Origin of the sequence: Nostoc sp. C057 (genome assembly GCF_013393925.1) — a bacterium.
Taxonomy (GTDB): Bacteria; Cyanobacteriota; Cyanobacteriia; order Cyanobacteriales; family Nostocaceae; genus Nostoc; species Nostoc muscorum_A.
This window is the reverse complement of record NZ_CP040281.1, coordinates 3,648,471-3,663,443: the sequence shown is the minus strand read 5'-3', so window position 1 is coordinate 3,663,443 and position 14,973 is coordinate 3,648,471. Positions and strand designations below refer to the sequence as shown.

At 42.5% G+C, this 14,973-nt stretch carries 11 protein-coding genes; 7 read left to right on the top strand and 4 right to left on the bottom strand.

Translation table 11 applies throughout. The features are described from left to right. The first annotated feature begins 105 nt into the window (after positions 1 to 105). The 4 genes from FD724_RS15835 to dxs all read left to right on the top strand — a co-directional run bounded on the left by FD724_RS15835 (position 106) and on the right by dxs (position 6,136). The gene (locus FD724_RS15835) at positions 106 to 1,263 is read left to right on the top strand and encodes a hypothetical protein (protein ID WP_179073281.1); all 1,158 of its coding nucleotides are present in this window, start codon (positions 106 to 108) and stop codon (positions 1,261 to 1,263) included. 597 nt (positions 1,264 to 1,860) lie between these two features. Next, a complete protein-coding gene (locus FD724_RS15830) occupies positions 1,861 to 2,823 on the top strand; it encodes an aldo/keto reductase (RefSeq protein WP_179073280.1) in 963 nt (320 codons plus the stop codon). Between the two features lie 269 nt (positions 2,824 to 3,092). Next, complete coding sequence (locus FD724_RS15825; protein WP_114080456.1) at positions 3,093 to 3,539, top strand: hypothetical protein; 447 nt, start codon at positions 3,093 to 3,095, stop codon at positions 3,537 to 3,539. 689 nt (positions 3,540 to 4,228) lie between these two features. Beyond that, on the top strand, positions 4,229 to 6,136 hold the full coding sequence (dxs, locus tag FD724_RS15820) for a 1-deoxy-D-xylulose-5-phosphate synthase (protein WP_114080455.1): 1,908 nt from the start codon (positions 4,229 to 4,231) through the stop codon (positions 6,134 to 6,136). 131 nt (positions 6,137 to 6,267) lie between these two features. Here the strand turns inward: dxs and FD724_RS15815 are convergent, their stop codons facing one another. From FD724_RS15815 to FD724_RS15805, 3 genes are all read right to left on the bottom strand, one after another. Further along, positions 6,268 to 7,449 carry a catalase gene (locus FD724_RS15815; protein WP_179073279.1) on the bottom strand — a complete coding sequence of 394 codons (1,182 nt, stop codon included), beginning with the start codon at positions 7,447 to 7,449 and terminating at the stop codon, positions 6,268 to 6,270. An 87-nt stretch (positions 7,450 to 7,536) separates the two neighbouring features. Then, entirely contained in the window at positions 7,537 to 9,165 is a 1,629-nt protein-coding gene (locus FD724_RS15810; RefSeq protein ID WP_179073278.1) for a peroxidase family protein, read from the bottom strand. A 78-nt stretch (positions 9,166 to 9,243) separates the two neighbouring features. Further along, positions 9,244 to 10,251: a DUF2235 domain-containing protein gene (locus FD724_RS15805; RefSeq protein ID WP_179073277.1), complete on the bottom strand. Its 1,008-nt coding sequence runs from the start codon at positions 10,249 to 10,251 to the stop codon at positions 9,244 to 9,246. Between the two features lie 538 nt (positions 10,252 to 10,789). Here FD724_RS15805 and mtnA point away from each other — a divergent pair. Further along, positions 10,790 to 11,863, top strand: a complete 1,074-nt coding sequence (gene mtnA, locus FD724_RS15800) for an S-methyl-5-thioribose-1-phosphate isomerase (RefSeq protein ID WP_179073276.1) — start codon at positions 10,790 to 10,792, stop codon at positions 11,861 to 11,863. Between the two features lie 216 nt (positions 11,864 to 12,079). Here the strand turns inward: mtnA and FD724_RS15795 are convergent, their stop codons facing one another. Next, positions 12,080 to 13,501, bottom strand: coding sequence for an NADP-dependent isocitrate dehydrogenase (locus FD724_RS15795; protein WP_179073275.1), 1,422 nt, complete (start codon positions 13,499 to 13,501; stop codon positions 12,080 to 12,082). A gap of 274 nt (positions 13,502 to 13,775) precedes the next feature. On the opposite strand from FD724_RS15795, the gene FD724_RS15790 reads away from it, so the two are divergent. Next, positions 13,776 to 14,504 carry a GUN4 domain-containing protein gene (locus FD724_RS15790; RefSeq protein WP_114080449.1) on the top strand — a complete coding sequence of 243 codons (729 nt, stop codon included), beginning with the start codon at positions 13,776 to 13,778 and terminating at the stop codon, positions 14,502 to 14,504. Between the two features lie 25 nt (positions 14,505 to 14,529). Beyond that, positions 14,530 to 14,700, top strand: coding sequence for a type II toxin-antitoxin system HicB family antitoxin (locus FD724_RS15785; RefSeq protein ID WP_179073274.1), 171 nt, complete (start codon positions 14,530 to 14,532; stop codon positions 14,698 to 14,700). The last annotated feature ends 273 nt before the right edge of the window (positions 14,701 to 14,973 follow it).

Below are 14,973 nucleotides of genomic sequence, written 5' to 3'. Positions count from 1 at the left end.
CGTCATCGACAATCCGGTAATCTAAATTTCTCACCGAAAGGGCGTGGGCAAGGAGCTAATTCTCCAAAATGCGCTCACGATCCCAAAGAATAATCAAGGATAGAGATGATGACAAAGGTTGGTTACTCAGTGTTTCAACGCGTCACCACTGCGCGTTTGCTGCGTAAAATATGCTTACTGGCGCTGACTGTGCCGTTCCTAGCAAGTTCCGCAATCGGTTTGGCAACTGCCAACGAGAAGGAGTACGAGTACGAAGGTGAGAACGAGACATACGCTATCGGACTTTGGGGCGATATGCCCTACTCGGATCTCCAGGCGACAACGGGAGTCCCGAACCTCATTGCTGATATGAACGCCCAAAACCTGGCCTTCACTGTCCATGATGGCGACCTGAAGGCAGGCAACTCTACGCCCGGCTCGGTCACGCCAACCACATGCAGTAATGAACTCTACACTCAGGCGCTCGGCTACTTCAACTCCCTGAAGGCACCAGCAGCCTTTACCCCAGGCGACAATGATTGGACTGATTGCGATCGCCCCTCAAACGGTGGATTTAACTCACGCGAACGCCTCGACTACCAGCGTCAGGTATTCTTCGGCAATAAATTTTCCCTTGGGCAGCGGCGGCTAGTTCAGGAGGTGCAGACAACACCACTGTGTCTTGGTGCAACCGGTGCAGTACCCTGTGTGGAGAACCGCCGATGGACGGTTGGTAGGGTTACTTATGCAACACTCAATATCCAGGGTTCGTGCAACAACCTGTGTGACACTGCGCCTGACCCGCAAGAGTACGAAGCGCGAAACACAGCTAATATTGCATGGATGAGAGAAACTTTTCAAGTGGCAAAGAGACGCAATTCGGCTGCGGTCATGTTTATCTCCCAAGGCAATCCAGGGTGGGATCTGACCGACGGAACCAGAGCGCCTTTGCGCGATCCGAAAACGCTCACCGAGACCGATGGACAGCCTGATGGCTTCAAGGACTTTTTATTAGCGTTCCGCGATGAAGCGATCGCTTTCCGTAAACCGATTGCCTACGTGGATGGTGACTCACACTACTACCGTATTGACAAGCCACTTCTAGATGCTCAAGGCAGACGCATCGAGAACTTTACTCGTGTCGAGACATTTGGCGACAATGCGGCGAACGGCACCAACGATGTGAATTGGGTGAAAGTAACCGTAAATCCCCGTAGCCGAGAAGTGTTTTCGTATCAGCCACAGATTGTTCCCGGTAATCGAGTAGCGGTTCCGTCTCCTTAACGCCAAGCAGTTTCTAATTGTTGGGAAATGCAAACTTGAAGAAGAATTCAGAAGTCAGAATTCAGGAGTCAGAATAAATCAGTCGGGGATTCAGACCCGCGACTGATTAAAGACCACCAAATCGTAGATTTAGTGGGGGTCTAAAACCCGGCTATTCAGACGCTCGTGGACTCGCTTTAAGCGAAGCCATGCCGTTGGCGCAGCCTCTCGTAGAGAAGGCTTTACGCTGCGCTATCCGCCACTCGCACAGAATTCATTCTGTTAGCGGTAGCGGGGCGTTTAGCCCATTCTGACTCCTGACTCCTGAATTCTGTTCGATAAAAGCCCAAAACTACAATTTTGAGTTTTCATGGCATAACCCAAACCTTGATTTTCCGGTATGGGCAATTTATGAATTGCCTATACTGCGTGTAGTTTTGCGTAAGCCCTATCCATACCTCACACATCCCAAATTGCCATCGATATTTTGGCTTCTTCAATATTTTCCTAATATGTCAAAAAGTGTATCTTCAGCAAGATATTGTCAATTTTCCCTTGCGTTTGAATTGGCACACAGTTATATGTACTTAAGTAACAGCTGAAACACTTGGAGAACACATGTCAGGAACTACGCCAAATTCAGAAATGTTATATCGAGTTCTCGGCAGTACAGGAGAGAAAGTTTCTGCGATTGGATTGGGTGGTTGGCACATCGGCTTGAAACACGTTGATGAGCAACTGGGTATCCGAATAGTGAGAACAGCGATCGATCGCGGCATCACCTTTATGGATAACAGTTGGGATTACAACGGTGGAGTCAGCGAGATTCGCATGGGAAAAGCGCTGCGCGATCGCTACCGCGATAAAGTTTTCCTGATGACGAAAATCGATGGTCGCTCTAAAAAAGAAGCAGCAAGACAGCTAGACGAATCACTTCAACGCCTGCAAGTGGATTGCATCGATCTCGTTCAGCACCACGAAATTATTCGGTACGAAGACCCGCATCGAGTTTTTGACGAAGAAGGGGCAAATGCTGCTTTGATTGAGGCAAAAAAAGCCGGCAAACTCCGATACATTGGTTTCACTGGACACAAAGATCCCCATGTTCATTTACATACGCTAGAAGTTGCAGCCACCTACGGGTTTAAATTTGATACAGTGCAAATGCCGCTCAATGTAATGGATGCCCACTACCGGAGCTTTGCGAAGCTGGTTGTGCCAGAACTGGTTAAACACAACATTGGCGTTCTGGGAATGAAAAGCATGGCAAACGGTATTCTTTTACGGTCAAATACTGTAACGCCAATTGAGTGTTTACACTATGCTTTGAATCTGCCCACATCGGTTGTGATTACCGGAATTGACAGTATGGAGATTCTAGAGCAAGCTTTTGAAGCAGTGCGGACTTTCCAGCCAATGAACGACGAGCAAGTGCAATCGCTCTTAGCAAAAACAGCAGAAGCAGGATCGCGTGGCGAGTTTGAGCCTTTCAAAACTTCATCAATTTTTGATAGCACTGCCCAAAATCCAGATTGGCTAGGAGAGGAACCACAGCGCCTCCAGCAATTGATGTCAGCGTGATGCTTGCTTTTTTAGAACTCCTTAGACTGTAATTGCGATCGCTAACTTTTACCCAAGTGCGTTAGCATAGCTCACCGTAGGTATCGCCCGTCCATATCTAAAATCTGTTTTTGATTTGCAGCAAAAAAATCTTTCCTAAAAATTCAATCTATCAAAATAGTGAATTCTTTTCATAACTAATGATGTAAGAACTTCTATCTAGGGATCGATATGGTGAATCAGCTAAATAAAGTAGATTTAGTATACTAAATCACATGAGATTGTATTGTATGAAATCGAATTATTTTACAAAACAGCTTTCCACCGTAAAACGCTGGATGGCTACCACACTGTTTTGTATGTTAGCGATCGCTTTCGTTTGGCAAGGTGCATTTTTCTCGAACACCTCAGCAATGGCTGAACCAACTGCAACCTTGATCGCATCAAAAGACGCAGGCGATAAAGTTCAAGAAAAAACCAGTAAAGATGCTGGACGAGCCAAAAATTTTATCGACGATACGGCAGATAAAGTTAAGGATGCTGCCAAGAGTAATGCCAGTAAAGTTGACCAAGCAACAGACGGTGGCAGTTTTGCTGAACGCAAAGCCAAGAGAGATGCGGCTACAATTCAGAAAAGAGCAAACGAAGATGCATCTCGGACTAAAGAAGCAGTAGACAACACAAAGAATGTTGTTGAGCGTACTGTTGATAATATCAAGGATGCTTTTGGTAAATAGCAATCTAATTTGATTTCGTTCAAATCAAAAGGCTTAGATCCCCGATTTCTTTGAGAAATCGGGGATCTTGTTGTTGAGTAAATACTGAATGTATTTAAAATAGTTAAGTATTTTTAAATACATATTTGTTGCACCTAGATGAACTAGCGATCGCAGATAAAACTAGCTGCTATAGAACTCATATTTGATTTTTGAAAAAACTCCGTACAACTTAAAAAGCCTTCTTTACCTATTGCCTGCCCACGCAAGTAAGTATGGCTACGCCACGCGGATTACTATATCACTGAACAAGAGAAAAAATAATTGTTAAATAATTGCTAGCAATTAGACTGATCGTATATCTGGAAACAAGATATTTAACTTTCTTCTTTAATCGCTTAAAAAGGCAAAAGCAAGCGAACAAGTTAAGGAATTTCCGCAAGATGCTTTTTAAATGTTGACTTTCTATACAAGCTACACAATCTATTTAAGTGGTATTACTTATTGACAAATGTGCTGTGACTTTATGTAATTACAACCTAATTTTGACAATTTGTTAATGGTTAACAAATTTTCTACCATTATTAATTACGAAGTTATACTTTCCACTACAACTTAGTAACAATGTAAGAGTGTGATTATGTGGACAACCCGACCGTGGGAAAATCAAAATACTGAAAAAGTGAAATTAGAGAGGAAAACACTATAATATGCACCTGAGCGAAATCACCCATCCTAATCAGTTGCACGGTTTATCTGTTCGCCAACTGCAACAGATTGCCCGTCAGATTCGAGATAAGCATCTCCAAACCGTAGCAGTTAATGGTGGACACTTGGGGCCAGGGTTGGGTGTTGTAGAATTAACACTAGGACTTTACCAGACACTGGATTTAGATCGGGATAAAGTGATTTGGGATGTAGGACACCAAGCTTATCCCCACAAACTTCTTACAGGACGTTACGATCGCTTCCACACCCTCAGACAAAAGGACGGAGTTGCAGGTTATCTCAAACTCTGTGAAAACAAATTTGATCACTTTGGGGCTGGACATGCTTCTACAAGTATTTCAGCAGCATTAGGTATGGCTTTAGCGCGAGACTTGAAAGGCGAAAAATTTAAAGCCGTCGCTGTTATTGGGGATGGGGCACTGACTGGAGGTATGGCATTAGAAGCCATTAACCATGCGGGACACATGCCGAAAACTAACCTGTTGGTTGTTCTCAACGACAACGACATGTCCATATCTCGCAATGTCGGCGCGATTCCCCGCTATCTGAACAAAATGCGCCTCAGCCAGCCGGTGCAATTTATCAAAGATAATCTTGAGGAACAATTTAAGCAAATTCCCTTCGTGGGTGAATCTCTGTCTCCCGAACTCGCACGCATCAAAGAAGGTATGAAACGTTTGGCTGTTCCCAAGGTAGGGGCAGTGTTTGAAGAACTCGGTTTTACCTACATTGGGCCAGTAGATGGGCATAATCTTGAAGAATTGATTGCCACCTTCCAACAGGCACATCAGATACAAGGCCCTGTTTTAGTACATGTGGCAACAGTTAAAGGCAAAGGCTATGAAATTGCTGAACTAGACCAAGTTGGCTACCACGCCCAAAGCCCCTTTAACGTTGCAACTGGCAAAGCTATTCCTTCTAATAAACCCAAACCCCCAGCTTATGCTAAAGTCTTTTCTCACACTCTAGTGAAACTTGCCGAACAAAACCCCAAAATCGTTGGGATTACTGCGGCTATGGCAACGGGAACAGGCTTAGATAAACTTCAAGCCAAACTGCCCAATCAATATGTTGATGTCGGCATTGCTGAACAACATGCAATCACTTTAGCAGCAGGGCTTGCAACTCAAGGAATGCGCCCCGTAGCCGCCATTTATTCTACTTTCCTGCAACGCGCTTATGACCAGATAATTCACGATGTCTGCATCCAAAACCTGCCAGTATTCTTCTGCTTAGATAGGGCAGGAATTGTTGGATCTGATGGCCCCACCCACCAAGGTATGTATGACATCGCTTATCTGCGTTGCATCCCCAATATCGTCATCATGGCACCCAAAGATGAAGCAGAACTGCAACGCATGGTAGTAACTGGTGTTGACCATACCAGTGGCCCCATCGCTATGCGCTACCCTCGTGGCAATGGCTACGGCGTTCCCCTGATGGAGGAAGGTTGGGAACCTTTGGAAATCGGCAAAGGCGAAATTCTCCGCACTGGCGATGACGTGTTAATCGTTGCTTATGGCACAATGGTTTATCCAGGGATGCAAGCTGCCGAAATTCTCAGCGAACATGGGATTGAGGCAACTGTGATCAATGCCCGTTTCGTTAAGCCTTTGGATACCGAGTTGATTTTGCCTTTAGCTAAGAAAATCGGCCGTGTCATCACCTTAGAAGAAGGGTGTGTGATGGGTGGCTTTGGTTCTGCGATCGCAGAAGCTTTAATGGATGCAGATATTCTAGTTCCCGTCAAGCGATTCGGTGTACCAGATGTGTTAGTAGATCATGCTGAACCCAATGAATCTAAAACAGAACTAGGTTTAACTAGTCATCAAATAGCAGAAAGAGTTTTGCAAGCTTTCTTTAAGCAGCAAGTATCTGCTGTTGTTTAGTTAATTCTTTGTAGAATGAATCGCCCACACTTGAGTCACAAGTGTGGGCGATCGCTAGATCAACTGTAGGAAATGACAAAAAATAAAGTATGTGAGCAAGGATTCTTATAGTTAATAATTCCTGTGAAAACTCAGACAGTTGGTTCCTGGTATTTAACCCCTCGTTTTTGATGACGGTCATTAGCAACAATAGGATAAACAATGCTGCGTAAGCGATTGATTGCACCGACAGGACGATGCACTGCTAGACCATTCCCAGGAGAAAAACTGAGATTTTCTCCAAAGTCATTTTCTTGGGGAGAATTAACCCTTTGATGCTTAATTGTTAGGCGACCAACTGTAAAAAAAGGTGATTCCTCTTCATTCCAAACAATGGTTGTATCATCAATAGACATTTCTGGGCTGGTTTGAAATTGAATTTGAAAGTCCCAGTAGTACTCAGCATCAGACTTTGCTAAAGCTTGAATAATATCTTCTCGGTAGTAGTTGTCCTCTGAACGTGATGCTTTAGCAAGCTTAAGCTCACTTTCTGACCTTGACTCAACAGGAAGTTGTTGATGAGGTATTTGACTCGAAACCGGAGTAAATCCATATTTAATCACAGCTGGATATTCTACAGGAACTCGACCTGGTTGAGATGGATCAAAACCAGATTTGAGTCCCACAGAAAATGCTGAAGCACTCCAATAGCGTTCTTTAAGTAAACTCTTGGGAAAACGTTTGAAACTAGTTTGTAAAAGAGTGGATTCGTAGGGATGCAACTTTAGCCAAAAAAGCACCAACAGCTTAAAAAGCGGAAACAGCCCTGCTCGATAAACCGTCAAAAAAAAGCTGTGGAAGTCTTTGATGGTTCTAACAAAAAAGAATTCGGTATTGTGGGTAATAATATCTTGAGTTTTTAACTCGTGACTTTGCGATAGTCGTTCTCCTTCTACGCCGATCACTTTTACGGCCATGGAGCGCGTATCTCCTTCATAGTCATTTTTTACTGAAAACGCACCATTGGCAAATCGTAACCAAACTGGATATTGTTTCGGTGTGGCAAATAAACCTTGTTTGAGAGAAATGGCAGAAAGTTCAGCTTCAGATAATGAGGTGCGTTTGCTCAATTCCTTCTTAATTGCGGCTTCATCAAAGTCAAAAATTTCTAGAGTTCCTTGAACAGCAGCATGGGTTTTAGAATGGGTATCTCTTTTTGCAGTTTTTTTCTTCTTACCTCCATAAAGATTTTCCATGTTCTTTTTGACTAACTCACTCATGAGATCGCAATATTTGAGTTCGTCTTTTTCTGGATATTCAGTAAAAAGTTTCATTTTTTTTACAGGTAGATTTAATAATTTGGCGATCGCTGGTTTATGAAAGCGATCGCACTCAAAGCTGATGTAGAATCTTACAATCTCTTAAAGGTCAAAAGTAACTTTGTACTTCTTACCTGATGGAGGAACATTACGATTCACTAAATCTGAGACTGTGTTGGTATTCTGAAGAATTTCCCAACCCACAGGAGAAAAAGTTTCTTTATTGAAGATATTAGGTGATAGTAAAGGATTGGTTAGCGCCTGAGAAAAGGCATCAATCCCAATTAAGCGTGCTACTAAAGCAGGGATAGTTGAATTCTCGCGCCCATCTTCGGCGTAAAGCCCCACAAAGAACTCAATATTATCAACATGACCATATAATTCTTTGAGTTTTTGTTGAGCAAATTCATTGCCAGTAACTTGCTCAAATCTTGTCACTCTGGGAAAACCGCATAATTCCCGATAATCATTATAGCTTGCCAATTGCAGCTGCCTTCCCAGTCTGATTGAAGGTAGCTCGGTTAACTCCACCAATATATCAGGGGTGTTAAATAAACCAATTTTTGTACCTGGTTGAGAGCAAGTTTCCTCCATCAATGCCCCTAAACCTTGGTCAATAAACATCTTATTGTTCCAGAGGGATGCAGCAATATGAGTTGGTTTACCGTTATAGTTAAATGTTTCTGGAATCGCACTATGCCAGCGATAAACAAAGTCAAACTCAATTGCCATATAGTTGGGACGATGCCAACTTTCCTTTGTAAAAGCTTCTGGGTCGGCAAACAATTTAAAGTGATAAGGAGTGATGTGGTTAATGTACTCTTCCATAATGATTTTTAAAATAATCGCCATGAGAATATTTCTCGATGTTTGGAAAAGGCGTTCATCATCCCAATCTGGATAATTGCGTGCTAATTCATCACAAAGACGATTATGTTCACGGAGACATAGAGTGTTGAGCATTACATAGCCAATTTGTACGTTTGCTCGTTCTACTCCCATTGCAAACATATATTGCTTTTTATCTACAGACTGTCTTTTTTCATCATTCAAAGGTTCATAAAGACCTTCAAATTCAGGTTTAATTTTATCCTGCGCTGGATCGGCATAATAAAACAAAGGATATTCTTCTTCTACACCATCTTGGCGTTTGAGTTTCTGAGTCTTTAATTTACCTCCCTGAAAACTTCTTAAAAGATGTGTTTGTTTTCTGGTTAAACCATAAACATTACACAAATCAATTTCGTGGTTGGAAGTATTTTTTAGTTTATTGTAGTGATTAAGGCGAAGAAAGCTATCTGTAAACCACTGCACCCAATAGGGAAACAGCATGGTTGATTTGCCAGAATAAATAGTTTTACCGTCTCTTTTACGGAATAAAATAGCTAGGTCTTCAACTTTGGGTAGATTACCCTCAGCGTTTAACTTGGGATCGGGTGGTAGATGCCTTCCTGTATAAGTGCGATCGTTGAGTGATTCCCAGGAAGTATAAGTATCAGTTTTCTTAGGAATGTTAGTATCAGGAATATGCTCATCTAAAGTCATCATACTATAAGGATTAGGACGAGTCGGAATTTTATAGATGAGACTGTTAAGCAGAGTTTTATTAACTTTACGTGCAATAGATTTGTTACTTTGGAGAAGTTTCCAAATAGGCTTAAAGTTTGTTAAAACTAATGTTTGAAGTTTGTTACCCAACCCGTCTTTGGATGTATCTCTTTTCCCAGCCATAATTATTTTTACCTTTTTTCACTTTTGGATTCAATGCACCAGAAATTTCTCTACTTCGATTACCTAAATTCATTCAACTTATTTCAGTTTGGAAATAATCTTTTGTAGATTTTTAGGTCGATAGTCTTTGCGACTTTTCAAACGGTTAATTGTGCTTTCATGAAGGTCTTCAATGACATCACTAACCTCACGAAACTTGATTCCTGCCAATTTAAAGAATCCAGCATCGTTCTTAAAATCGCATTCATAATTGGGGTTAATACCTGTAGGAATCACACTTGTATCGAAGTCAAGTCCCAATTGCATCTCACCGATGGAATCAATCATCCACTGTAAGGCGGCATCTGATAACCCACTATGTTCTTTAGTTCCACCACCAACGCAGCCATGTGCGCCAGGGAACCACTTTTGAATCACTCGCTGGTTTTCAGCATCAGGATGCTTTGTCATGGGAGTGACATCAAAGACTTCACGGATTTCGTCGATCGCCACCGCGTGCAAGGCATTCTGAACACATTTGTTTAAAGTAGTGTCATGGAATCTGTAACGCTTATTCAGCTGCTCGCTCAACTTGCTGAAGGCGGGTATCCCAGGAATACCAAGGGCCCCAACGGTATCAAAGCAACCCAGCAAGGTTATAGGGACGCGATCGCCGTAAGCTTGACGGTATTCCACAGCTTCCTGATCTTTTGGTTTAACACCTCGTTTACGGTAAAGCTCATAAGCTTCATGGGCTTTGGTGACATGGGGACGGTCTAAAAGACCGGAGCAATAGATCATCCCCGCTAAACTTCTAACTGTGTAAGCACCACGACTGAAACCGAACAGATAGATTTCGTCACCAGAAACATAATTGAGGCTCAGAAATCGGTAGCCATCTTCTATATTTCTATCGATTCCTAGTCCGGTAGCTCCCCCTAAAACCTTTTGACCCTCAGCTCCAACCCCCTCGTCATAAAATACGATTTGTGCAACCCCGTCACTAGCCATCGGTTTTACCGATTGAGCTAACTTAACCACATTGCTAGGGTAAGCACTTGTTAATTGTTGCCAGGTTCCATCACAGCATATAACAAGACGTTTCATATTTTTATTTCAAATCTTTTAAGGAATTAGATCAACTTTTTATTAAGATGTGATCTTTGCATAGAGTTAGGGCAAAAGCATTTTTGATATTAACTATATATTTAGTTTTTTAAATGCTTTAGCGAAATATGTTCTCACTTTTGTAATGAGAATGCAAGGACAGTTAAGACAGTTAAGGAAGAAATTAATTAAATAAATATTAAGTAATTATCTGTGCCGCAAAATCATCAAAAAACTAAAAAATATTTAATTGAATTTTAGTTTTTAAAATGAAATCATCAAGGTACATTAAAGTAAAAAATATTGCTTAAGTTAAGTCGGCGAGAAAATTCAATGTATATGAATAAATATAAATTGTCTGTAGGCGAGACAGTTGCGTGGGCAGGTTCTCCCGACTTGAGCAAACTAGCGTCGTGTTATGCCATCTTAAATTCTTGACGATGCGTTGCGCTGCGCGACAACACACCCTACAGTTAAATTTCTTAACATAGCTTGAAATATTAGCGCCGACTTACTTATCCACTAACTACGTTTTTCTATGACACTTTCTACAAACCACGTTTATCCCGTTATTTGGCACAATGAATCGGTGTCACTAATTGACCAAACGCGCTTACCCAACGAATATACATTTGTGGAAATCCACCGCAGTGAAGATATGGCGCGGGCGATTAAGACTATGATTGTCCGGGGTGCGCCTGCAATTGGTGTGGCTGCGGCTTATGGAATGTATCTTGGCGCAAGGGAAATTGAAACTAGCGATCGCCACGAATTTTTGCAAAACTTAGATAAAGTAGCCCAGTTGTTAGGTTCTACTCGTCCGACGGCGGTAAATTTATTTTGGGCAATTAGTCGGATGATGAAAGTTGCCAAGGAAACGTTGGGAACTGTTGAAGACATTAAGCAAACCCTTTTCCAAACAGCTCAAGCAATCAACGTTGAAGATTTGCAAACCTGTCAAGCGATCGGCGACAATGGTTTGGCAGTTTTGCCCACTACTCCAGAAAAGCTGACGTTACTTACTCACTGCAACGCTGGGGCGCTAGCTACGGCTGGTTATGGCACTGCTTTAGGTGTTGTGCGTTCCGCTTGGAGAGAAGGACGTTTAGAACGTTTATTTGCCGACGAAACCCGTCCCCGTTTACAAGGTGCAAAACTCACCGCTTGGGAATGTGTGCAAGAAGGTATTCCTGTGACATTAATTACTGATAATATGGCAGCCCATTGCATGAAACAGGGTTTGATTCATGCTGTAGTTGTGGGTGCTGACCGAATTGCTGCTAATGGCGACACTGCTAATAAAATTGGTACATATAGTGTTGCGATCGCAGCTAAGGCACATAATATCCCCTTCTTTGTGGCTGCGCCCCTTTCCACCGTTGATTTTGAATTAGCTGATGGCAGCCAAATTCCTATTGAAGAACGCGATCCAACAGAAATCTATCAGGTGGGAGATACTATTCTCACACCTGAAGGTGTCGATTTTTACAACCCAGCTTTTGATGTGACTCCGGCTGAGTTGATTACAGCCATCATTACAGAGAATGGAGCGATCGCACCTGATAAATTAGCGAAATCACAGCTAAAGCAAGTAGACATCTCCAGAAATTAATGATGCCAGGGCTAGCTCTTTTACCTCTGTGTTCTCTGCGCCTCTGTGGTTATAAAAATTGCTTTTAAACCGCAGAGGCACAGAGAACGCAGAGAGAAAAAAGAGATTTTTGGAGTTAAAGTTTAACTCTTTCCCTCTCCAACTCGGAGAGGGACAGGTTTTGCGTAGTAAAACCAGGGAGAGGTCTTTTTATTCGACTAATTAACCCTAGTAAACTTAACCAAAATGCTGAATAATTGCGTCGGCAAATTCAGAACATTTTAAGGGTTCAACAGGCGGTTCTAGCAAGCGGGCTAAATCGTAGGTGACTTTACTATTTGCGATCGCATCGCTTAAACCTTTCTTAATTAGGTCTGCCGCTTCTTGCCAACCCATAAATTCCAGCATCATCACACCAGACAAAATCACTGAACCCGGATTAATCCGATCCAAGCCGGCATGTTTGGGTGCAGTACCGTGAGTAGCTTCAAATATGGCACTAGAATCACCAATATTTGCCCCTGGTCCCATTCCCAAACCACCAACAATGGCAGCAGCCGCATCAGACAAATAATCGCCGTTCAAGTTCATTGTCGCCAAAATCGAATACTCATCCGGTCTGGTTTGGATTTGTTGAAAAATACTGTCAGCAATCCGGTCATTCACCAAAACTTTTTCTTTCCATTTGCCATCGCCGTGGGTTGCCCAAATTGTGTTAAGAACAGTTTCAACTTCCTTGACAACTTGCGCTTTCTTGTCTGGGGTAAGATTATCAAACCCAGGCTCAATCTGGCGGGCGTTTTCTTCCAAGGAAATATTCGGATTTTTTTCCTTGTTACTCAAAATCCAAGATTCTTGTTCAGTGACAGTTTCTTGGCGAAATTCGCTGGTTGCTAGTTCATAACCCCAATCGCGGAAAGCGCCTTCGGTGTATTTCATGATGTTGCCCTTATGCACCAAAGTCACCTGTTGCTTGTTTTTAGGCAATAGCAAAGCGTGTTTGATGGCACGTCTGACTAGGCGCTGAGAACCAGTTTTGCTGATGGGTTTGATGCCAATACCAGAATCAAGAGGAATGCGTTTTTTTCCATGTTCTGGGGTGGCGGGGATTAGTTCTTCGTTAAGAATCTTAATTAAGCGATCGCCGATTTCGCTACCTTGTCGCCACTCAATGCCTAAATAAATATCTTCTGTATTTTCCCGATAAACAATTACATCCAGCTTTTCGGGGTTTTTGTGGGGTGAGGGCGTACCCGCATAGTAACGGCAAGGACGTACACAGGCATATAAGTCAAAAATTTGCCTTAGTGCCACATTTAAAGAACGAATTCCTCCCCCAATGGGAGTAGTCAAAGGCCCTTTAATAGCTACACCATACTCTTCAATTGCCGTGAGAGTGTCTTGAGGTAAATACTGGTAAGTTCCGTATAAATCGCAAGCTTCGTCCCCAGCGTAAACCTTAAACCAACTAATTTGACGCTGACCCTTATATGCTTTGGCTACCGCAGCATCGAGGACTTTTTGGGTAGCAGGCCAGATGTCGATACCTGTGCCGTCGCCACGAATAAAGGGGATAATTGGATTGTCCGGTACGATTGGTTCACCATTTTTGAAGGTGATTTTTGCTCCGGCTACGGGGGGGGTAATCTTTTCGTACATCGTTCACACACTCCTAATCGATACGCTGCTATTCAAAAAATCTTATGTGGCAGGCTTGTATATTTTGCTATGTCTTTTGTTCACCAAGCCATAAGGCACAGATTTTCCCCCTATTCCCCTTGTACATTATTTGGGGATTAAGTGTGGGATTTCAGTGAAGCGATCGCAATTTTGTACGATTAAAAATAGTAAACTACTTTTCGCTATCAATACTTTTCCAAGGTGAAGCCCGATAGCTTACCGCTCTTTCACTGACCGTTAACACAAGAATGGCATGACAGACCCAATGATTTTATCAGGCCCTGCAAATGACATTGACTCTCTCCGACAACCATTAATCGCCGGGTCTGAAAAAGTCCAACAACAGATAATCCCACAGTTAGCTGAGTTGGGTAATGAGGGATTAGACGTGTTGATGGAATTTTTACTGAAACGACGTGAGAACCCAGCGACTTGGATTGATGGCAAAGCTTACCAAGTCCTTTACAGCTCTGATGCACCTCAAGCCAAAGAATTTTTGCGCTCCTGTTTTCCTGAAGGAATTGTACCTCTAAAATCAGAGTGCGGGATTAACTACAATTCTTTGCAACAGCTACTTGCTGCTCAAGACTTTCAAGCAGCCGATCGCGTCACCATCGAAAAAATGTGTGAATTATCAGGGCCAACGGCTGTACAACGAAAATGGTTGTATTTTACTGAGGTAGAAAATACCTCGGCTGTTGACTTGCAAACTATTAACAACCTCTGGTTAGTCCACTCCGAAGGTAAATTTGGCTTTTCAGTGCAGCGAGAGATCTGGTTGAGTTTGGGTAAAAATTGGGAGAATTTCTGGCCGAAAATTGGCTGGAAAGAAGGTAATAACTGGACGCGATACCCCAACAGCTTTACCTGGGATTTGAGTGCGCCTAGAGGTCACTTACCCCTCTCTAATCAGCTGCGGGGGGTAAGAGTCTTTGCTTCTTTACTCTCTCACCCTGCTTGGTCGAAGAATCCAGAAAAATGATTTTGAGTCTACGTACAAATAGATTATGATCAATCCCACCAACCGAGAATTCTACGTCATCATTGAACGGGATGAAGATGGCTACTATGTCGGAGAAGTACCTCAGCTACAAGCCTGTTACAGTCAAGGAGAAAAAATTGATGAGTTGATGGCTAATATGAAAGAAGTAATTGAACTTTGTTTAGAGGATGTGTGAAAAGTCAAAAATATCATGCTGTCGTCTGCGATCAGAGTATGACTTAAAGAGCCTAAAAATCAGAAAATTTGGTTCTGAACGAAAGAGCTTTAGTAAGACAACAATTCGTTTAGAACCTGATGTTGCAGAGGTTTTTCCTAATGCCGATGCTGTGAATGAGGCTCTAAGATTTCTGATTAGAGTTCTACATTTGTAAAGCAGCCTCACAATTCCTCGGAGGGTGCGGATCAAACCTCTTAGTACTTAGTTGGAAGTGCCGCATGATCCTAAACT